The sequence below is a fragment of the Bradyrhizobium centrolobii genome, assembly GCF_001641635.1.
Taxonomy (GTDB): Bacteria; Pseudomonadota; Alphaproteobacteria; order Rhizobiales; family Xanthobacteraceae; genus Bradyrhizobium; species Bradyrhizobium centrolobii.
This window is the reverse complement of record NZ_LUUB01000073.1, coordinates 1-19,797: the sequence shown is the minus strand read 5'-3', so window position 1 is coordinate 19,797 and position 19,797 is coordinate 1. Positions and strand designations below refer to the sequence as shown.

General features: G+C 59.3%; 15 protein-coding genes and 4 pseudogenes. 5 read left to right on the top strand and 14 right to left on the bottom strand.

Going from position 1 to position 19,797, the window contains the following annotated elements:
* Positions 1-43: 43 nt before the first annotated feature.
* The 6 genes and pseudogenes from nifD to AYJ54_RS47730 form a co-directional block, all read right to left on the bottom strand.
* Complete coding sequence (gene nifD, locus AYJ54_RS23580; protein ID WP_063677066.1) at positions 44-1,546, bottom strand: nitrogenase molybdenum-iron protein alpha chain; 1,503 nt, start codon at positions 1,544-1,546, stop codon at positions 44-46.
* Between the two features lie 74 nt (positions 1,547-1,620).
* Positions 1,621-2,511, bottom strand: a complete 891-nt coding sequence (nifH, locus tag AYJ54_RS23575; protein ID WP_063677067.1) for a nitrogenase iron protein — start codon at positions 2,509-2,511, stop codon at positions 1,621-1,623.
* Between the two features lie 550 nt (positions 2,512-3,061).
* Complete coding sequence (locus AYJ54_RS23570; RefSeq protein ID WP_245315432.1) at positions 3,062-3,874, bottom strand: SDR family NAD(P)-dependent oxidoreductase; 813 nt, start codon at positions 3,872-3,874, stop codon at positions 3,062-3,064.
* Positions 3,875-4,097: 223 nt separating this feature from the next.
* The gene (locus tag AYJ54_RS23565) at positions 4,098-4,688 is read right to left on the bottom strand and encodes a LabA-like NYN domain-containing protein (protein WP_063677069.1); all 591 of its coding nucleotides are present in this window, start codon (positions 4,686-4,688) and stop codon (positions 4,098-4,100) included.
* A 586-nt stretch (positions 4,689-5,274) separates the two neighbouring features.
* Positions 5,275-5,631, bottom strand: coding sequence for a 6-carboxytetrahydropterin synthase QueD (gene queD / locus AYJ54_RS23560; protein WP_063702635.1), 357 nt, complete (start codon positions 5,629-5,631; stop codon positions 5,275-5,277).
* 87 nt (positions 5,632-5,718) lie between these two features.
* Positions 5,719-6,247 (bottom strand): annotated as a pseudogene (locus AYJ54_RS47730) (nuclear transport factor 2 family protein); the annotation flags it as partial.
* A gap of 506 nt (positions 6,248-6,753) precedes the next feature.
* Here AYJ54_RS47730 and AYJ54_RS23550 point away from each other — a divergent pair.
* The gene (locus tag AYJ54_RS23550) at positions 6,754-7,734 is read left to right on the top strand and encodes a pectinesterase family protein (protein WP_245315426.1); all 981 of its coding nucleotides are present in this window, start codon (positions 6,754-6,756) and stop codon (positions 7,732-7,734) included.
* A gap of 69 nt (positions 7,735-7,803) precedes the next feature.
* Here the strand turns inward: AYJ54_RS23550 and AYJ54_RS23545 are convergent, their stop codons facing one another.
* Together AYJ54_RS23545 and glmS are read right to left on the bottom strand one after the other, a co-directional pair.
* On the bottom strand, positions 7,804-9,084 hold the full coding sequence (locus AYJ54_RS23545) for a glycoside hydrolase family 28 protein (protein ID WP_063702633.1): 1,281 nt from the start codon (positions 9,082-9,084) through the stop codon (positions 7,804-7,806).
* Positions 9,085-9,205: 121 nt separating this feature from the next.
* Positions 9,206-11,032: a glutamine--fructose-6-phosphate transaminase (isomerizing) gene (gene glmS, locus AYJ54_RS23540; protein WP_063702613.1), complete on the bottom strand. Its 1,827-nt coding sequence runs from the start codon at positions 11,030-11,032 to the stop codon at positions 9,206-9,208.
* 1,541 nt (positions 11,033-12,573) lie between these two features.
* Between glmS and AYJ54_RS23535 the strand changes: the two genes are divergently transcribed.
* On the top strand, positions 12,574-13,470 hold the full coding sequence (locus tag AYJ54_RS23535; RefSeq protein WP_082905829.1) for an ISL3 family transposase: 897 nt from the start codon (positions 12,574-12,576) through the stop codon (positions 13,468-13,470).
* A gap of 48 nt (positions 13,471-13,518) precedes the next feature.
* Positions 13,519-13,914: pseudogene (locus AYJ54_RS23530) on the top strand (ATP-binding protein); the annotation flags it as partial.
* 161 nt (positions 13,915-14,075) lie between these two features.
* Here AYJ54_RS23530 and AYJ54_RS51375 read toward each other — a convergent pair.
* The gene (locus AYJ54_RS51375) at positions 14,076-14,237 is read right to left on the bottom strand and encodes a hypothetical protein (RefSeq protein WP_201723638.1); all 162 of its coding nucleotides are present in this window, start codon (positions 14,235-14,237) and stop codon (positions 14,076-14,078) included.
* On the opposite strand from AYJ54_RS51375, the pseudogene AYJ54_RS54065 reads away from it, so the two are divergent.
* Positions 14,178-14,548: pseudogene (locus AYJ54_RS54065) on the top strand (transposase). The gene AYJ54_RS51375 and the pseudogene AYJ54_RS54065 overlap by 60 nt on opposite strands.
* 228 nt (positions 14,549-14,776) lie before the next feature.
* On the opposite strand, the pseudogene AYJ54_RS47720 reads toward AYJ54_RS54065, so the two are convergent.
* From AYJ54_RS47720 to AYJ54_RS52670, 3 genes and pseudogenes are all read right to left on the bottom strand, one after another.
* Positions 14,777-15,362, bottom strand: a pseudogene (locus tag AYJ54_RS47720) (transposase domain-containing protein); the annotation flags it as partial.
* A gap of 129 nt (positions 15,363-15,491) precedes the next feature.
* Positions 15,492-16,514, bottom strand: a complete 1,023-nt coding sequence (locus tag AYJ54_RS23515; RefSeq protein ID WP_245315433.1) for an IS4 family transposase — start codon at positions 16,512-16,514, stop codon at positions 15,492-15,494.
* Positions 16,515-16,578: 64 nt separating this feature from the next.
* Complete coding sequence (locus tag AYJ54_RS52670; protein WP_245315428.1) at positions 16,579-16,905, bottom strand: IS4/Tn5 family transposase DNA-binding protein; 327 nt, start codon at positions 16,903-16,905, stop codon at positions 16,579-16,581.
* A 94-nt stretch (positions 16,906-16,999) separates the two neighbouring features.
* Between AYJ54_RS52670 and AYJ54_RS23510 the strand changes: the two genes are divergently transcribed.
* Positions 17,000-17,662, top strand: a complete 663-nt coding sequence (locus AYJ54_RS23510) for a tyrosine-type recombinase/integrase (RefSeq protein ID WP_063677073.1) — start codon at positions 17,000-17,002, stop codon at positions 17,660-17,662.
* A 485-nt stretch (positions 17,663-18,147) separates the two neighbouring features.
* Here the strand turns inward: AYJ54_RS23510 and AYJ54_RS54060 are convergent, their stop codons facing one another.
* Positions 18,148-18,402: a hypothetical protein gene (locus AYJ54_RS54060; protein ID WP_063677074.1), complete on the bottom strand. Its 255-nt coding sequence runs from the start codon at positions 18,400-18,402 to the stop codon at positions 18,148-18,150.
* A 172-nt stretch (positions 18,403-18,574) separates the two neighbouring features.
* Positions 18,575-19,710 (bottom strand): IS3 family transposase gene (locus AYJ54_RS23500; protein WP_136623864.1). Its coding sequence is split into 2 segments (ribosomal slippage): positions 18,575-19,452 and positions 19,452-19,710, totalling 1,137 coding nucleotides; the frame shifts between segments, so codons are not numbered across the junction.
* Between the last annotated feature and the right edge of the window lie 87 nt (positions 19,711-19,797).

Here is a 19,797-nt window from a genome sequence, read left to right as displayed (position 1 = left end):
GTCGCACCAGCTCGCACCGCTTGGGGCGAGCCGTGTCGTTTGCTCATTCCGCCGCCATCAGGGTCGGCTGAGGGGAGTTCGTCCAAGGCGCCTTGGTCATTTTCCAGACCGGCGAATTGATCGCCATGTCCATGTCGCGGGCGAAAATCGCAAATCCGTCATAGCCGTGATACGGGCCCGAATAGTCCCATGAATGCATCTGCCGGAACGGCACGCCCATCTTCTGGAAGACGTATTTCTCCTTGATTCCGGAACCGACAAGATCCGGCTGGATCTTTTCGACAAAGCGCTCGAATTCGTAGCCGGTCACGTCGTCATAGATCAGCGTTCCGTCCTTAACGTAGCGCTGGGCGGTGCGCTGGTAGTCGTCATTGTGACCGAACTCGTAGCCTGTGCCGACGACCTCCATGCCGAGATCTTCATAGGCACCGATCACGTGGCGCGGCCGCAGCCCCCCGACGAAGAGCATCACCGTCTTGCCTTCCAGGCGCGGGCGGTACTTGGCGATCACCGCATCCATCAGCGGCTGATACTTGGCGATGACGCGCTCGGCGCCTTCCTTGATCTTGTCGTCGAAGTACGTTGCGATCTTGCGCAGCGACTCGGCGATCTTCGACGGACCAAAGAAGTTGTATTCGCACCAGGGAATGCCGAACTTCTCCTCCATGTGGCGAGATATGTAGTTCATCGACCGATAACAGTGCAGAATGTTCAGCTTCGCCTTCGGCGTCGCCTCGAGCTCGGCAAGACTTCCGTCACCAGACCACTGCGCAATCACTCGCAGCCCCATTTCTTCCAGGAGAATGCGCGAGGACCAGGCGTCGCCCCCAATGTTGTAGTCGCCGATGATCGCGACATCGTAGGGCGTTGACTCGAAGGACGGGGCCTTATCCGGCGCGATCTTGTCGAATATCCAGTCGCGCACGGCGTCGTTGGCGATGTGGTGACCCAGCGACTGCGACACGCCACGGAATCCCTCGCAGCGCACCGGCACGATGGTCTTACCGTTATATTCCTTGGATTTGGATCTCGACACGGCTTCAATGTCGTCGCCGATCAGACCGATCGGGCATTCCGACTGGATGGTGAGGCCGTGGTTGAGCGGAAACAGCTCGTGGATCTCGTCGATAATCTTGACGAGCTTCTTGTCACCGCCGAAGACGATGTCCTTTTCCTGGAAATCGGAGGTGAACTGCATGGTCACGAAAGTATCGATGCCGGTGGTGCCGACATAGTAGTTGCGCCGAGACCCCCAGGAATACTGGCCACAGCCGACCGGACCATGGCTGAGGTGGACCATGTCCTTGATCGGCCCCCACACCACACCCTTGGAGCCGGCATAGGCGCAGCCACGGATGGTCATCACGCCGGGGATCGATTTGAGATTCGACTTGACGCCACAATCGGATTTTCCGGCCTCATGGACGTTGAGGTGCTTGGCGCGCCGCTTGGCGGTCTTCTCCGGATAGACTTTCAAAACTTCCTGGATGAGCTGTTTATTCCGCGCCTTGATCTCTGCGGCGCTCTGGCTGGTGGCTTGGGTCATACGAAGTTCCTTCGTGTCATCCTCTGCGCTATACAAACCGATACTCGCTCAAGACCCCGAATTTGGCGTCCGTCTCAGGCCGACTGGACTGCCAGCTCGGCGGCGGTTTTGCCCACCTGGTCCTCGTCGACCGCCTTCATGATGCCGTGCTCCATCAGCATGTCCTCAAGTTCGTCCATGCTGATCGGGGTCGGAATGATGCCCTTGCCGCCATTGTTGTGGATTCTCGCCGCGAGATTGCGATAGTGATCCGCCTGCTTGGAGTCGGGGGCATATTCCAGCACCGTCATGCGGCGCAGCTCCGCGTGCTGCACAATATTGTCGCGCGGCACAAAGTAGATCAGCTGGGTTCCGAGCTTCTTGGCAAGTGCTTCCGCCAGCTCCAACTCCTTGTCCGTTTGCCGCTCGTTGCAAATCAGCCCGCCGAGGCGCACGCCGCCGGAACTGGCATACTTCAGAATGCCCTTCGAGATGTTGTTGGCGGCATACATCGCCATCATCTCCCCGGACATCACGATGTAGATCTCTTGTGCCTTGTTCTCCCGGATCGGCATTGCAAACCCGCCGCAGACGACGTCGCCGAGCACGTCGTAGGACACGTAGTCGATGTCCTCATAGGCCCCATTCTCTTCCAGGAAGTTGATCGAGGTGATGACGCCCCGGCCTGCGCACCCCACCCCTGGCTCCGGCCCGCCGGACTCGACGCAGCGGATATCCTTGTAGCCGACCTTCATGACGTCTTCGATCTCGAGGTCCTCAACGCTGCCGGCGTTCGCTGCCAGGCTCAAGATCGTGTCCTGCGCCTTGGCGTGCAGGATCAGTCGGGTCGAGTCCGCCTTGGGATCGCAGCCGACGATCAGGATCTTGTGATCCATCTCCGCAAGCGCTGCGAGCGTGTTCTGAGATGTCGTCGATTTGCCGATACCACCCTTGCCGTAAAACGCAATTTGTCTCAGTGAAGACATTCTATTCTCCCTCCGGCCGATCGACGATCGCCGTCCTGCTCTCTCATGTCCCATCGCCACTTGCCCGGCTCGCATCCTCTCCTGATACGTGGGCTCGACTTGCCAAGTGTTGTGCAACGAGTGTGCCAGCCCAGGCCCGACAGAAAAAACCGCGCAAGTAGAGATAGATACGGGCGCAGATGGAGATTGTCGCAAATGCGACGCGCGGCCAGCATCCGAGTTTGACTTCGAAGTCTCGTGTCAGAAATGAAACAGTGAGTGAGAAGTGATATCGGCCATGCTCCGGCGAGGCTGGATCGATCACGATGTAACGCTCACTCCACGGGCGTCCATCAACTCGTTTCGGTTTCTTGCAAAGCAACTTGCCCCGAGTGGAGAAGCTGGCGATCAGTCCTACTGACAAGCGACTCTAGGGCACATCCGATGCCGGCGCTCCGCCTTAGCGCAATCGTCTCTTTTTCTGCGGATGCATCCCGTGGCGTATCGCGAAAGAGACCTATTGGCTTTTTTCAGCACAAGTCGTGGATTTTCGCGACCGGCCTTTCGTAGATCACACGTGCTGTCCGCCATTGATTGGCACTTCCGCACCCGTGATGTAGCTCGCCGCGTTCGAGCAAAGGAAGAGGATAACCTTTGCAACCTCGTCCGGCGTGCCGACACGGTGCAGGGGTATGACCGGCGCCAGTTGAGCCTCGGTTTCTGGCGACAGAATATCGGTCTTGATTTCGCCGGGCGCGATCGCGTTGACGCGAATGCCGAACGGCGCGTAGTCGTGCGCCATCTCGCGCGTTAAGCAGGCAAGCGCGGCCTTGGAGGTCGCATAGGCGGTCCCGGCGAACGGATGCACGCGAGAACCGACAATTGAGGTGACATTGACGATAGAGCCTGACGCCACCTTCAATTCGTCAAACAAACCCTGTGCCAGCAAGATCGGCGCGAGTAGATTGACGTGGAATACCTGCATCCAAGTGTCGACCGGCGTGCTCAGCGAATTCATCCGGCTGCCGTTTGCCGTCTTTGGTGAAATGCCGGCGTTGTTGATCAAGGCATGAAGCGGCTCACCGTCCAGGCGCGCCTTGATCTCGGCGATCAGGCGCGGCAATGCGCGGTGGTCGCTCAGCTCAACCTGGATATGGTTGTCGGTCCCGGAATGCCATGGGCATCGACCGCCATCGAAGGGCTGGCGTGAGCAGGAAATGATCCGCCAACCCGCCTCCGAAAACAGTTTCCCCGTGGCGTGACCGATACCGCGCGAGGCGCCGGTCAAGACAACCGTTTTTACCTCACCATATCGTTGCGCAGGCGACCTGTCGCCGTGAGCCGGACAAAGCGCGAGGGCCGATTGAGAGATCGGACCAGCAATACTGTCGCGATACGGTCGATCGAGAGGCAAGCTAGCTCCTAAACATTATTGATGTGGCGCGACATCCACAGCGGCGCTCTGAGCAAGAACTGGGCCATGAGCAGCGGATCAGAACCTCCGGTCCGACATCGGCCTCGCGGCACCATGGTGGGCTTAAACGAGAGCCACGCTTGCTTTAGCCAAACGCTATCGTCTTCTAGCTGAAAGGAAGCTAGCTTCTAGATCATGAAGGCACGCCGACGGCGCTATTGCGTACGAGACGCGGCTCGCGGAACGAGGCGCGAGCGGACGGGTCGCGTCCAATCCGTGGTCGCAATTCGACAAGGTCCGTGAAGACGTCGGCTTGACGACGCAACTCATCCGCGATCATCGGCGGCTGACTAGCAAGCGTGGAGATTACGGTGACAAGGACGCCCCGTCGCTGCACGGCCTCGAGAAGTGACCGGAAGTTGCCGTCGCCGGAGAACAGAACCATCTCGTCGATGTGTTGAGCGAGATCCATCGCATCGACGGTGAGCTCAATGTCCATGTTGGCTTTAACCTTGCGGCGTCCGCCGACATCGACAAATTCCTTACCTGGCTTGGTGACGACGGTGTAACCGTTGTAGTCGAGCCAGTCGACGAGCGGACGGACCGGCGGGTGCCCCTGATCCTCAATGATCGCCGTATAATAGAACGCACGCAGCAATGAGCCGCGGTCTTTGAATTCGTTGAGCAAGTGCCTGTAGTCGATATCGAATCCGACCGACTTGGCTGCGGCATAGAGATTTGGCCCATCGATAAAGAGTGCGATCTTGCGTTTGGAATAGGACATGCTCTGTTCACCTGCCGCGAAAGTTCCGCGAGTAATTCGATTGTAAGACAAAGCGGCTCCGACCGACCCAACCGTTAGCCGCGAACCAGATCAGCTGCTTGCGAAGGAGCAAGACAACATCATATCTGCTTCTAAGTTCCTCGACTTGAGATAATGCCCCTCTCGGACGGCGTGCCGGGAAGCTCCCAACGCCTTTGAGAGAGCCATTCCGCTGCGTAACCGGATACGTTCTGAGGGAGATCGCCCGCGCCAGCCGAGGTACCCGACGCACCTTGCCAGGTCTTAAAAAGCGCGCCGGGTCCCCCTCTGCACCACCGGTACATCCGTGATGATGCCGAGTTGAATGAAACGAGTAGCGTGGCAAAACTTAGGCCAACAAACCCACTCTGCAAGCGGCAGCGAATATCTTTCTCGGAATCTCGCAAACCTATTGAACCTGACGTTGCGTCACATTGTACTTTGCCAAACTGCCCTTTCGTGGTGACGAAAAGTCGTCGTCCATGACGGCGACGCAAGCCGTTTGAGGACACGCTGACGCTGAACCAAACCGAGATCTCCACACTCGCTTCTTCGGCGGCAGCCTTCTTCATCGTCCATCGTACTCAGCCCAACAGTCCGCGGTTTCATAAACTCGAACGGACGACATTCGAGGTAACCCGTCGTTCAGTCTCTCCCAGATCCACTCCGCAATCCTTTCTGCCGTCGGGTTCTCCAAACCCTGAACTTCGTTCAGATAGCGGTGATCAAGTGTCGTCATGATTCCAACAATGGATTCGTCGATGGCGGAAAAGTCGGCGACGATTCCATTGACCGGATCCACGGGCCCCTCAAGATAAACTTCGACTCTATAGGAATGTCCGTGCACGCGGCTACACCCATGCGTCGACGGCACATTCGGGAGCCGGTGAGCGGCTCTAAACTTGAACGCTTGTGATATCTTCATGGCAGGCCCCATGTTGGATCGCATCAATAGGATTGAGCTGAACCAATCAGCTGTTTGGCGCGGATCTGAACAAGACGCCAATTTCGACGGACTGCGTGAACGGTTGAGCCCGTCGTATATCGGGTCGTCCGGAACCTTGCTCCGATCGGCGTTCGCGAACCGAACTTGAGTTCTTCGCTTTCGCGCGGCGTTGACTGCTCTTCGATCCAGTCGAAGACCACAATTCGCTTGGACACCCGCCACTCGTCGCCGCGCTTCTCGAAACGGTCACAATATCGCCCTGCGATCAGAAGCTGCTCGACAACGTCATCTGGCATCGGAAGTCGCTGAAAGGCCATGAAATAAGTCTCTGCAGCCGCGTGATCCGAAACGAGAAATTCAATCAGGCTGTTGCCGACCATGTGGAAGCTGCGGCCGTTCGTTCTGAAAATCTCGCGTGCCCACTCAAAGAAGCCTTGTACCGGCCGGCATAGATACCATGCTGATCCGTTGCATCCCGCCAGTAGGTGCTCCGCAGGGTAGCCTCGTCGGCCCGGTCGATGCCCCCGCAATAGCGGTAGATGCAATCGCGAATCGCTTCTCTATCGAGGAGTTCGGACAAATCCCGAGGTTGCATCCACCAATTACCTTAAGCTGATCAGAGGCCGTCGCCTCGAGCCGCGAGCGGCGCCTCAAATGGCCTTTTGGCTACAGCAATCGGCGTGCCAAAAGCCGGTTTGTGCGACTTGGAGCGCAGAAGGCAAAGGCCACATTTCGTGTTGGAGTGACAATCCATTCAATCCTCGCGTCGTGCTTCGGACATGGATGTCGCAAAATGGACACGGCGGAATGCCACGCGATTGCGTCGTGCTGCGCGCTTGCGCTTACGCCGGGACCGATGCGATGCGCCGCTCCCCTACTCCGGCTCATGCCGTCGTCTGTGGCGGTATGAAAGGATGTCAGGATGTAACGTTTGGGACGCTCCGGCTAGACTGGAGGACTGACTTGGCTCGGATCCAACACTGTAGCTATTGATGGAATTTCATTTCGGCTCGGACCGTCAGAAGTCGAGTGTCGGTTCGAGGCGTCCGACAAATCAGTCCTGCAGCTAACCAGAAGGAGATTGCGCTGCTTATACGATTCTTGTCGATTCCCGCCGCCGTCCTGGCCGGATGCTTCGGCCTTCAGGCACGCGCCGAGCCACTTCTGGTCTCTCAATCCGGCGGCAGAGCCTACCGCTCCGTACAGGAGGCCATAGACGCCTTACCAGCGCTGGGCGGCGATATCCTGATAGCGCCGGGCATCTATCGTGAGAAGATCAAGGTGTTCAAACCCGGCGTTCATCTGCGGGGCACTGGAAAGAGGCCGAACGATACAATTTTACTCTATGGCGACGGTGCCATCAAAGTGGGAGGAACCTCGCATTCCGCGACCTTGGAATCGTCTGGAGACGACTTTCGGCTCGACAATCTGAGCATCCAAAACGATTACTCGCAAAATCCCGACAATCCGCCGTCGCAGGCCGTGGCATTGTCGCTTGTCGGAGACAGGAACGTTATCACTCGCGTCCGCCTGCTGGGCGCACAGGACACGCTGTTTGCAGGTAGCAAGTCGAAGGGCAAAATGTCGCGGCAATACTTCTCGGACTGCTACATCGAGGGACACGTGGACTTCGTATTCGGCAATGCCAGGGCCTATTTTGATCACTGTGAGTTGCACGGCATTGCTAATCACGCCGTCGTCTACACTGCTCAAAGCAAGGACGCGCCGGATCAGGACAGTGCCTATGTCTTCGATCATTGCATCCTGACGGCTGATCCTCGTGCACACGAAATTGTGCTCGGTCGCCCCTGGCGCCCTTACGCAACGGTGATTTTCCTCTTCACCAAGATGGATGCGCCGGTGATCGCAGAAGGCTGGAGCGAGTGGGATCGCGACAAGACCGAGAGACTGAAGACAGCCTTTTATGCCGAATACAAATCGACGGGTATCGGGGCCACTCCCGGACGACGCGAGCCTTACTCCCATCAGCTGACAGACAGCGAAGCCGGAGGATGGTCGCTAAGGGCATTTTTCGGCAACGACACCGCCTGGCTTCCAGCCGGCAATCAAGATATGAAATAGGAGCAGCCATGGCGTCTTGGACCGCTTGCCGCCGCTTTGGTCTCACGACGACCGGTCCAAGGAAAGATGTCAGCGAAATGCCTTGGCGCATCCGACCCACGAGCCGGAGGCCGGCGCGCCAGCTGCCCCCTGCAAAGGCGGCCAAATGCCGGAAGCCGCCACATCGGCATTCTCCACCTGCCAGGTTGCGCGATCGGAAAATCGCACGTCGTCAAGCAGGAGCTTCAGAGCGTGCCCCTGGTCCAGTCCGCGCATGACCAATGCGCCATCACCGCCGCGCACACGACGCAGAGCGATCTGGCGGTACACCGGAATTTTGTCGCCGCGCGCGCGAGCATCGTAGCGTGTATCGAAATAGATCGGCCAACGGTTACCACGCAGGCAGACATTCTCATAACTTACCCTCTCCACGGGGCCGCCCCGGCTGACGTCGCTTTTGATGCGCAAGCCCCAGGTCGTGCCGTCCAGGGCGAGATCGCGCACCAATATGTCGCTGACCCCAGAGTTCACCTCACTTCCGATCGACATGCCGTGTCCCCAACCGAAGTAATTATTGACGATCGAGATATGGCGGCTAGGGCCGTTGTTGCCGGCTTTGATGGCCACATTATCATCGCCGGTGCGGATAGAGCTGTGGGTGATGGTCACATCCTCGCTTGCGCCCGGATCGATCCCATCGGTGTTGCGGGCGTCGGCCGGGGCATCGATGGTGACGCCCCAGAACGTCGCACCTTCGACCCGGTTCATCGCCACGTGGAAGTTCGCCGCATTGCGCAAGGTGATGCGGTGGAAGGCAATGTCTTGTGCATGATCGATCTGTATGAGGCGCGGGACGTTCTGATTGCCGCCCTCGCTTTGCGCGCGCCGCGCCAGCTGCCACCAAGTCTCTTTGGTGCCAGTCATGACCGCACCGCCCTGGCCATCGATGGAGCCCTCCCCCATGACGCCGCCGCCGCGCGTCTTCGAAAAGCTGATGAACGGGCGACAGCCGTCTCCTCTGCGATCGATGCGACCGCAGCTTCTTGGGCCCTTGTCATAGAGGGTCGGGTCGGCGATCGCAAAAAGTGTCGCGCCGCGCTCGATCCAGAGCGTTACGCCGGATTTCATCTCAAGAGGGCCTGCGAGAAAGGCCCCGCCTGACAAATAGACAGCTGCGCCGGCGCGACAGTGGGCAATGGCCTCTTGTAGCCTGGCCGTCTCGTTCGTGCTGGAGGGCACCAGGCGGGCGCAGACGTCTGTGGGCGCAACGGGTTGGACGACGTGGCGGCGATCTTGCGCCTGGGCGACGGCGTAAAGAGCCAGCACGATAACGGCGGACAGCAATGGCGGGTAGCGGAGGGCATTTCTCATCGATAGCGCCATATGTCTTGCTCACCTCGCTTGGAGTGGCTGATCAATCGTGAAGCGGAGCGCCGCAGCTCGTCTGATCCGGAGGCACAGCGCCAGGTGCTCGAACTAGCTCGGAGACGACCTATTCGACGGTCACCGATTTCGCCAGATTGCGCGGCTGGTCGACATCCGTGCCGATCATCACCGCAGCATGATAGGCCAAAAGCTGGACCGGGATGGCATAGACCATCGGTGCAAACGTGGCAGCCATATCCGGGAGCACGATGGTGGCGAGCGTGTGTGCTATTGCTTCCGAGGCACCCTTCGCATCCGTCATGAGGATGATGTTGCCGCCACGTGCTGCGACTTCCTGCATGTTCGAGACAGTCTTATGGAATACCTGATCATACGGCGCAATCGCCACCACCGGCATGTTCTCGCCAATGAGGGCAATCGGTCCGTGCTTAAGCTCGCCGGCGGCGTAGCCTTCCGCGTGGATGTAGGAGATTTCCTTCAGTTTCAGCGCGCCTTCGAGCGCCAGCGGGAACGAAGTGCCGCGGCCAAGGTAGAGCACGTCGCGCGATTTGGCGATCTCGCGTGCGACCTTTTCGATCTGGGGCTCGCTCCCAAGCGCGGCGGCAATCAGCCTTGGGATCTCCAACAATTCCCGCACGAGCCGGATCTCATCTGACTCGGACAGCTCGCCGCGAGCCTTTCCCGCCGCCACGGCGAGCGCTGCCAGCACCATGAGCTGGCCTGTAAATGCTTTGGTCGAGGCGACTCCGATCTCCGGACCGGCGAACGTCTGCAGCACGGTCTCGCTCTCGCGCGCAATGCTCGAGGTCGGCACGTTGACGACCGAGAGCGTGTGCACCTGTTGTGTTTTGGCATAGCGCAGCGCCGCGAGCGTATCGGCCGTCTCGCCCGATTGTGAGATGAAGATTGCGAGATCGCCCTTTCGCAGAAGCGGCTCGCGATAGCGGAACTCTGAGGCGACGTCGAGTTCGACCGACATACGGGCGAGCTGCTCGAACCAATATTTGGCAATAGAGCCGGCATAGCTTGCGGTGCCGCAAGCCGTGATCGAGATCCGCTGAATGTCCGAAAAGTGAAAGGGCAGTTCTTGCGACAGCTTAATGCGCTCGGCCGTCACGTCGACATAGCGCGCTAGCGTGCGGCCCATCACCTCCGGCTGCTCATGAATTTCCTTGGCCATGAAGTGGCGGTAGTTCGCCTTGTCTACCGGGAACGGCGATATGTCGGATTTCAGCACCTCGCGGCGGGCAAGCCTATCTTGCGCGTCATAAATCACGCTCTCGTTCCGCGTCAGCACGGCCCAGTCGCCTTCTTCAAGATAGCAGATGTCTTCGGTGAGCTGCGCGAGCGCCATGGCGTCCGAGCCCAGATACATCTCGCCGCGGCCATATCCGATCGCGAGCGGCGAGCCCTTGCGGGCGCCGATCATGAGATCATCATGGCCCTTGAACAAGAAGACGAGCGCAAAGGTGCCCTGTAGCCTCGGCAAGGATGCCTTCACCGCCTCTTGTGGCGAATAACCCCGTTTCAGATAGAATTCGACAAGCTGCGCAACCGCCTCGGTATCGGTTTCGGAGACGAATCTGGCGCCTTCGGCTTCGAGCTCGGCACGCAGCTCGCGGAAGTTTTCGATGATGCCGTTATGGACCACGGCAACATTCGCGGTTATTTGGGGATGCGCGTTGCTTTCCGTCGGTCTGCCATGTGTAGCCCACCTGGTGTGGCCGATCCCGGTGTGTCCGCCCACCGGCCCCTCTCGCAAACAGTGCTCGAGATTGTTCAGCTTGCCTACGGAACGCCGGCAGGTAAGGGCTCCGTGCTCCAGCGTCGCAATACCTGCAGAATCATAGCCGCGATATGCGAGCCGTCTGAGTGAATCGATCAAACGATCCACAACCGGTTCGCGGCCCACAATACCAATAATGCCACACACGACGGTAACGAACTCCAGCTCGAATCATCTTCAAAAACGGCAAGCGTCACTCACGAAATTCACGCGTCAGGACCAGCTGTCAGTCCTGCAGAACGGCAATAAGGTACGACCGCCCGCCGCTGTCAGCCCCAACAGCTTTGAGCAATCGTGCGCAAGCTACTTCCTCAAGAGTTCTGCGGTCATCAGCTGCCCCACCCGCAGCGCAGCTCTGGCAAATGAGATCGAGTACCAGCAGGACGCAGCCACCAAGGACGTGAAAGCTCTCACATGGGCCGAATAGTCGAGCGCTCCGCCACTCTCGGATCCTGTCATAAGTCGCCACGGCATAAACAGGCGCCTCGTCTGCTCGTGAAGATAACAATCGTAATCGCAGTAAGGCTGCCCGCGTAGACATATCGCGTACGTAGCCTCCTTCGAGGGGGCGGTGACACTCCGCGCAGAGGGAGACTCCGTACGGCATCCTACGATTCACTAATATGCACTTCATGATTGCCGGCCAGTTCTGCACCAGATCGATTCCTGATGCTCTGCTCCGATTCTCGGTCGCAGGGCAAAGCTGCGCATCACAGACGCTCTTGCCTCGCACTGGTCTTCTCCGCATCTAGCTGTGCCGCAGATAAGCCCCTTGAGTCGGCTGAGAGCTGGCGCGAGGATCTTGCCACCGCATCAGAATGGCTCGAGCGCGTAAGAAGGACCTCTCTCGCACTCAAGGAGGCCGGTCCCCTCATCTCCGTCAATCGGTTTGACGACGTGCGGAGATGCGAGCCCTTGGCCCGGCTGAAAAGCTCCTGGCGTTTGCGTCGGCTCGTTACGAGGAGGACGCAGGTTCAGTTGCTCGGAGGGCGCGAGCCTCGCACCAAAGAGCCATGCAAGGTTCGCCGACCACCAGATTTCCGGACGGATTGCGGTGTGGGATCGGGGCCATCCAGCTTGCCAATACGGGAAGAATGCTAGGCGAAGTCGCCATATGCCTCGTTCGACAGTCCGCACACAGGCCAGAATTGCGCGAAACGGAGGCGCCAGAATTGTCAATCATTGAAACGAGCTCAACTAGTCAGACCGATGGCTCTATATTGGTCAGCCTCCACAATCAGTAAAATCAATTGTTTTGATACGATCCATCCATCCTAGATATGTATTCTTGCAGTCGGCTTCGCCCACAGCCACCGGGCGAGGCTTTCAGCCTCCCCGCGCACCCACAAATTGGCGAATCGGGTCGCGCATCCGGTGCCAAGCTCGTCCGGCCTCACCTCTCATCGCTCTCCCGCTCATAAGCGGCGTTGACGTCCTCACACAGCTCGTTAAGGTATCGTTTCCAGCCGGCCGGCCCCGCGCGTCCGATGGTGGCATCGATCGCTGACAAATCGATTGCACGGAGAATGCGCCTGAATACATCATGATCGGATATAGCGCGACGATCTGGGTGGGAAGAGTGCGACAATCAATGGTTCTTCCGCATATTTGATGCAAGTTGGCGGATTCACGGAAGGCACGAATAAGGCCATAAGGTCAGAATCGCAGTCGATGCCCGTGATTCGCCCTTGTTCCATGCCTTATGCTCGCTGGTCTCCCCCGAGCTTTCGATTGTCCAGATCCTTCCCCAGGCCGATAAGGTGATGCTCGTGGCTCGGACGAAGTCAGCGGTCTCGTTCTGTCCTTGCTGCGGCTGCCGGACGGGCCGCGTCCACAGCCATTACGTACGACGCTTAACTGATCTGCCGTGGCAAGAGCGGATTGTCGAGATCCGGCTTAACGCGCGACGCTTTCGATGCGCGAATTCGCAGTGCCCGCGCCAGATATTTACTGAGCGGTTGCCGGAAACCGCGCGACCGAAAGCGAGACGAACGTCCCGTCTCCGCGACAGGCAACTGGCGATCGGTTTCGCGGTCGGCGGCGAGCCGGGCGCACGTCTGTCGCACAGACTTGGCATGCCGACCAGCGGAGACACGCTGCTACGGATGATCCGCGCAGCCGAATTCAAGCCGCTAGAGCCGCCGCGTGTGATCGGCATCGATGACTGGGCCTGGCGCAAGGGGCAACGCTACGGCACCATCATCTGCGATCTGGAGCGCAATCGCGTCATCGATCTTTTGCCGAATCGGAATGCCAATGCGGTCGCGTCCTGGCTGGGATGCGCGCGCTGCGTCCTCGTCGATCCTTTCCGAGATTATCTGGAAAAGCGCTGGGAGGAAGGTGAACGCCGCGGGCAGCAATTGTGGACCGAAATCAAGCGCCGCGGTTTTGAAGGCAGCAAAACCATCATCTCCCGATGGACTGCTGCCCGCAAGCAACGCTCATCGACGGCTGCGTCAAATGTGCGGTGGCGACCGCCCTCGCGCCGCAACTGTGCGCGGCTCCTGAGCAAAGAGCCTCGATCGCTCGATCAGCAGACCGAGCGGTTCCGATGGCGTTGCATGAGGGGCAGGCCGGCCTGCTGATAGATGTCCTTGTCGGCTTGGCGCAGGAGCTTCCATTTCCAAGGCAGCACCCGCACCACCGATCTCGTGCAAAAGCTCCAGGTGGCTCGCCGCGAGCTCAACCTCGAGGCCGCGATCAACCGCCTGGATCGCTTCGATCTCCTCATCCTTGACGACCTTGCCTACGTCACCAAGGACCAGGCCGAGACTAGCGTGCTGTTCGAACTCATCAGCGCGCGCTACGAGCGGCGCTCGATGCTGATCACCGCCAATCAGCCGTTCGGCGAATGGAACAAGGTCTTCCCGGACCCCGCCATGACGCTCGCCGCCATCGATCGTCTCGTTCACCACGCCACCATCGTGGAGATGAACGTCGAGAGCTATCGCAGGCGCACCGCGCTCGATCGAAAACGCGGTCCGGGACGGCCGCCCGCGCACGCGACACCCAAAACCGTCGCTGATTGACGCTCCGCGACAATCAGAGTTCAACAAAACTCTTGCGCGCGACAATCTGCGCGGCAATCATCACCTCGCCGCGACACTGACTCGCCATCCAGATTGGGGTCTTCCGCATATTTGGTGCAGGTCTCCTCTTTGCGCTTCATAGTGGCGCACGCCGCGCTCTTTCAACCCTTGTCGAACAGATCGAAGACCTTGAGCTCAAGATTGAAAGCTCCGAGAAGGTGATCCTCGCAACCGCGCGCGATAACGAGGTTTGTCGCCGTCTTATGAAAGTGGCCGGCATCGGTCCATTCGCTGCCACCGCCCTGGCGGCGGCCGTCGATCATCCACAACAGTTCGCTTCGGCCAGGCATTTTGCGGCCTGGCTTGGGTTGGTACCGAAGCAGCACTCGACGGGGGGAAGGAGCGTTTGGGCGGCATCAGTAAGCGGGGCGACGGATATATTCGCAAATTGTTGATACATGGCGCCAGAGCAGCCGTTCATCGCGTCCGTATCCATCAGGTGACAAATACCTGGATAACAGAGTTGTTGGACAGGCGTCCCTTCAACGTGGTGACGGTGGCCCTTGCTCACAAAACTGCCCGGATCGCTTGGGCGATCATGGCTAATGGTGAAGAATACCCCTCTCCAGTGTGAGTCGAGCATGGTTCCGTTTGCGAGGGCAATAGCAGAGTGATGGCAACCGGTCGGACCGGGGTCGGCTAAGCCCGTTGGACCTATCGAGCATCGAGCTCGCCAACGTAATTGGGCGCCGATCCGCGGATCTCATCAAGGCTCGTGGCAATGCCATAAAGCCGGATAGATAGCTGCAAACGATCGTTAGCCGTAACAAAGCAAATGTTCTTGCAAAGCGGGGACCGTCCATAGATAGGTCCAGAGCCGACCGGTCCGGGTCTTGCCCTTGGCCAGGACCGGCACCGTGGTGTCGTCAGCGTGGATGCGCTCAGCAGCGAAGACATGGTTCCGGATCGCCTCGACCAGCGGCATCAGGGTTGCCGCGGCCGCGCCCACCCAGTCGGCGAGCGTCGAGACATCGAGGTCGATGCCTTCGTGGCTGGTAGACATCGCTCTGACGATTGAGCGGCAGGTGCAGGCCGTATTTGGCGAACAGGATGTGAGCGAGGAGCGTGGCTCCCGCACGTCCACGCGCGATCGGGTGTGAGGAGGGGGCCGGCGGTTGCGTGATCGCTTCGCAGGCCCTGCAGACGAACTTCTCGCGCACATGCTGGATCACTTTCCACTGCCGTGGAATGAGCTCCAGCGTCTCAGTCACGTCCAGATCGGCGAGCTGCAACTCGAGCTGATCCAACAACGCTCCGCGCTCCGAGGATTGCCCGAACTGCTCGTGCCGCAGCTTCTTGATCGTGAGCTTGAGCTTCTCGATCAGCAATGTCCGCGCCTGGGCCTCCGCTTCCGCGGCTAACCGGGCCGCACGCTCGGCACGCAGCATTGCCTTCAGCGTCGTTATATCGCGTCTCAACCACTTCGATCCGCCCGACTTGGGCGCTGACCTTATCACTGTCCATAAGGACAGTTCTCAATACCGCGCCTCACCTGACAAGGCGGCCTTCACCGGCTTTCAATTACCCACAATTTCTGGCCCGACCGCGGCGCCCAACGCGATGTCGGTCAGGCGAGATAGGCCGCGCCACATGACGGTGTTGCCGGGTGGGGGGTCGTTGGCGCGGGCGAGATAGCCACCGAGCCTGGCAATCTTGTTCAGATAATGCGAGAGCGTTTTTCTTCGAGCTCGGGGCCTGTCGTTCACAAGGCGGTCGAGCACAGTAATTGCGGTCGCAGTCAATGCGAGAGTCGGCTGTGCGTTGGGGGCTGAACGATTGAGCATCGTCATCCAGAAGACGCGCCAGCTCAGAATGCAAAAGACGGAGATCAAGTTGGCGAGGCGCTGGGCGGTCCTGAGCTTCGATTCCTCCGCCTTGCAACCCGATTTGAGGATCTTGTGGAACACCTCGATCTTCCATCTCAAAGCATACCATTCGAGCTTCTCGATGGCGTCCCCGCGAGAGCAAACAGGCAGATCGGTAATCAATTTCCACTCGATCTTCTTTCGGTTCTTCGGCGTGCCGCGCTCTTCGGCATGGATTACCGTCAAGGTTAGCGTGGGATAGCGCCTTTGCTTACCGATCGGCGGCTGGACGCGAAGCTTGCGATACCTGATCTCGAGAACGGCTTGATCCGGATTGCCGTTGTTGTCTCTGAGATCGATGCGATGCACGCCTTTGACCGCGACTTCTTCCATTTCGTCAGCGATCGTGTGATCGCCGTCTCCAGCCAAGCGATCGACGCAGGTCCTGATCAGGAAATGCGTTCCGGCTTCGCGAGCGGCGCAGAAAAGCTCGTAGATATCGCTCTCGCGATCGCCGATGTGGACGCATCGTCCCGCGTCACCGAGACGCTCGGTGGATTGTTGGACATTCTCCAACCACCGGATGCTTTCCTTCTTCTCAATGGGAACACGCGTTGGATTGATCTTCTTCTTTAGCGCCGCGGTTCCTTTGAATTTCTTCCGGGTCCAGAATTTGACGGCCGCCAGCCCGAGCGGCAGCCCCTCGATCGTCACCGCAAGGCTCGAGTGCATCAGGATGCCGCAAACCGTGTGCGATCTTAGACGCCCGCCTTGTCGCGCCCGCTGTTTATGCTCTTGGTTATCCCGATCGCTTCCGTGTTCTCTCTTTGATAGGTGAACTCCGTCGTGTCATGGAGTACAAGAATGGGACCATCGGCGGCGACCGTGCGGTCACGCGTCGATCGAAAGTGACCACCCAGGATTTCCGCCTCGCTAACTCGGTCATTTGAGAAAAGCGATAGGCCGCCTTGGTGTTAGCCCAATCCTGGCAGACCAACGGGATGCTTTGGCCCATGGCGCCACCGATCTGCGCTACCAGTTTGCGGAGCCGCTTGTTCAGGCGCTCGTCTGCAAGGCTACAGCCTGCGAGCTCCCGATCAAACCATGCGTCTGCTTCTCCGTCCATTGGCACCGCCCCCGCGAATCGGTGCCAGACAAGGAATCACGGTCGATTCCTGCGATGAAACAGCTTATGCGCTCCCCTCAGCCTACTCGGCCAAATGTGGGTAATTGAAAGCTTCACCGGACGCATACGGCGCAAGGAGGCGGTCGAGAACATTATTCCGGCCCGCGAGCCGATCAAGCAACCGCTGGTGCTGAGTGCGGAGGAAGTCGCCCGTTTCCTGGAGGCTGTACCGGCCCTGCGCGACCGCGTTACGCTGGTGACGGCCTATGCTGCCGGGTTACGGGTCGGCGAGGTCAGCCGCCTGAAGCCCAGCGCCATCGACAGCAAGCGCATGCTGATCCTGATCACCGCTAGCAAGGGCGGCAAGGATCGTTACGTGATGCTGTCGCCGCGGCTGCTCAGCATCCTGCGATCCTACTGGTGTCTGACCAAACCGCGCCACTGGCTGTTTCCGGGGCGCAATCCAGACGATCCGGTGAGCGTCGCCACGCTGCAAGAGGCTTGCCGCAAAGCTCGTCAACATGCCGCCCTCGATAAGCAGGTGACTGCGCATGTTCTGCGGCACAGCTTTGCTACACGCCTTTACGGGCGCGGTACCGACATCCAGCTCACCCAAGTCCTTCTTGGCCATGCGCCACTGCCATCGACGGAGCGCTACACGCAAGTCGCAACCAATCTGATCGCACGGGCCAGAAGCCCGCTCGGCGATCTCGACGCGCGATTGAGATCTCGGCCGAGCGCAGCATCAAGCCGATAGGCCTGGGAAAGAAGAATTACTTGTTCGCCGGCAGTGAAGGCGCCGAGACATGGGCGATAGTGCCGGGTTTTTGACATTCGAAGCCGTGATAACCTATCCGTTCCACCCGCTGGCTGGCCAGGATGGTCCTGGTGACCGGCGACCATGAGCACGACGGTGTTCATTATTGCCTGATTCGGAAACCGCATGGCGGCTCCTTCCAGGTGCCAGGCTGGATGTTCGATCCGTCGGCATGTTCGACAGAGATTGTAACGAGTCCCCGCCTTCCCGTCAGCCAACTCCTTCAATTGCGTAATCTGGTTGATCATCTCGTACCCTGTCGTCCGGAGGAAGAAAGCCCCGGAGGATAAGGCAGTGTCGTACGCAAATGGATCTGTTCCTTCCCCTAACCCAGCCCAGCGACATGATTGGCACCAAACACCAGAAGGCGTCGGCCCTTCTGCGAGCATTGCTGATGGAAGCAGCGACGAAGCCGGCTAACGAGCCTACAGCCAACGGCAAAAAGGGAGCAGGCAATGAATAAGATTACCCCCGCGCACCTGGTACGCGCCGCTTTCGTGTATATCCGCCAATCCACAGCGTATCAGGTCGTCAACAATCTCGAGAGCCAACGACGCCGGTATGGCTTGGTCGAGCGTGCGCGGCAGCGCGCCTCTCTCCCAGATCGTCGCGCTACACACGGCCTCGTGCTCCGTCAAAATCCAGATGATCTGCTCTTCCGAAACGCAGCTGCGCTTCATCCTCTCTGTCCTCGTCTTTTGCCAGAGCGAACTTCAACCTGGATTAAGCCCGCGGAGCAAGGTCAGCATGCATCGTCCTCATTCGGCGAGGACGGTTGGCTTTTGGAGATGTGAGATGGTCTCGGTTGTCTGAACAGCAATTCCGCGTCGATAAGTGGAGCTTCTGCCAGAGTTAGGCTGCCGCGCGGAACGGCAGCGGGTTGAAGTAAGCTTGATCCGGGGTGCCGCGGTCAAGGCTCGAGTGGGGGCGCCGGCCATTGTAAAAGTCGAGGTATCGGCCGATCGAGGCGCGGGCGTCGGACACGGTGTCGTAGGCGCGCAGATAGGCCTCCTCATATTTGACACTGCGCCACAGCCGCTCGACGAACACATTGTCGCGCCAGGCGCCCCGGCCGTCCATGCTGATGGCGATGCCCTGACTGGCGAGCACGCCGGTGAACGCGGCGCCCGTGAACTGCGAGCCTTGGTCGGTGTTGAAGATTTCCGGCTTGCCGTGGCAAGCAAGAGCATCCTCCAGCGTCTCGACGCAGAATGCGGCTTCCATCGTGATCGAGACGCGCCACGACAGCACCCTGCGGCTGAACCAGTCAAGCACCACCGCGAGATAGACGAAGCCGCGCGCCATCGGGATGTAGGTGATGTCCATTGCCCAGACCTGGTTCGGTCGTGTGATCTCGATCCCGCGCAGCAGATACGGATAGATCTTGTGCCCGGGTTCGGGTTTGGTGGTGCGCGGACGGCGGTAGAGCGCCTCTATCCCCATCCGCCGCATCAGCGTTTTGACATGCCGGCGGCCGATCTTGCACCCCTCGGCAGCCAGCAGGTCTCGCAACATTCGCGAACCGGCGAAAGGAAACTCCAGGTGCAGCCGGTCGAGCCGGCGCATGATCGCGAGGTCGGCGGGCGACACCGGACGTGGTAGATAATAGACACTGCCACGGCTGATCTTCAAAACTTCCGCCTGTTTCGTGATCGGCAGGCCGTGCTCACGGTCGATCATCGCTTTGCGCTCAGCAGACCGGCTTTGCTGAGCGCGCCTTCTAAAAAATCGTTCTCCAGCGTCAGCTCCCCGATCTTGGCGTGCAGCGTTTTCACGTCCACCGCCGGCTCGCTCGTTCTGTTGCCACCGCCAGCACCAAATACCTCGGCCGCCGCTTCCTGAAGCTGGGACTTCCACTGCGTGATCTGGTTCGGGTGCACGTCGAAATGCTCAGCCAGCTGGGCCAGCGTCATCTCGCCCTTGATTGCGGCTAACGCTACCTTGGCCTTGAATGCCGGTGCGTGGTGCCGGCGGGCTCGTCTGCTCATCGTCTCTCCTGATTCGCGGGACAATCTTGCCCGCCGTCAGGCAGAAACTCCACTTATCGCCCTGTCCAGATTTCCGGAGCCAGCTCT

Coding starts and splice junctions, on each gene's coding strand:
- nifD (WP_063677066.1), bottom strand. CDS start 1,546: ATGACCCAAGCCACCAGCCAGAGCGCCGCAGAGATCAAGGCGCGGAAT.
- nifH (WP_063677067.1), bottom strand. CDS start 2,511: ATGTCTTCACTGAGACAAATTGCGTTTTACGGCAAGGGTGGTATCGGC.
- AYJ54_RS23565 (WP_063677069.1), bottom strand. CDS start 4,688: ATGTCCTATTCCAAACGCAAGATCGCACTCTTTATCGATGGGCCAAAT.
- queD (WP_063702635.1), bottom strand. CDS start 5,631: ATGAAGATATCACAAGCGTTCAAGTTTAGAGCCGCTCACCGGCTCCCG.
- AYJ54_RS23545 (WP_063702633.1), bottom strand. CDS start 9,084: ATGAGAAATGCCCTCCGCTACCCGCCATTGCTGTCCGCCGTTATCGTG.
- AYJ54_RS51375 (WP_201723638.1), bottom strand. CDS start 14,237: ATGATCGACGGCCGCCGCCAGGGCGGTGGCAGCGAATGGACCGATGCC.
- AYJ54_RS52670 (WP_245315428.1), bottom strand. CDS start 16,905: ATGGACGGAGAAGCAGACGCATGGTTTGATCGGGAGCTCGCAGGCTGT.
- AYJ54_RS23510 (WP_063677073.1), top strand. CDS start 17,000: ATGTGGGTAATTGAAAGCTTCACCGGACGCATACGGCGCAAGGAGGCG.
- AYJ54_RS54060 (WP_063677074.1), bottom strand. CDS start 18,402: ATGAAGCGCAGCTGCGTTTCGGAAGAGCAGATCATCTGGATTTTGACG.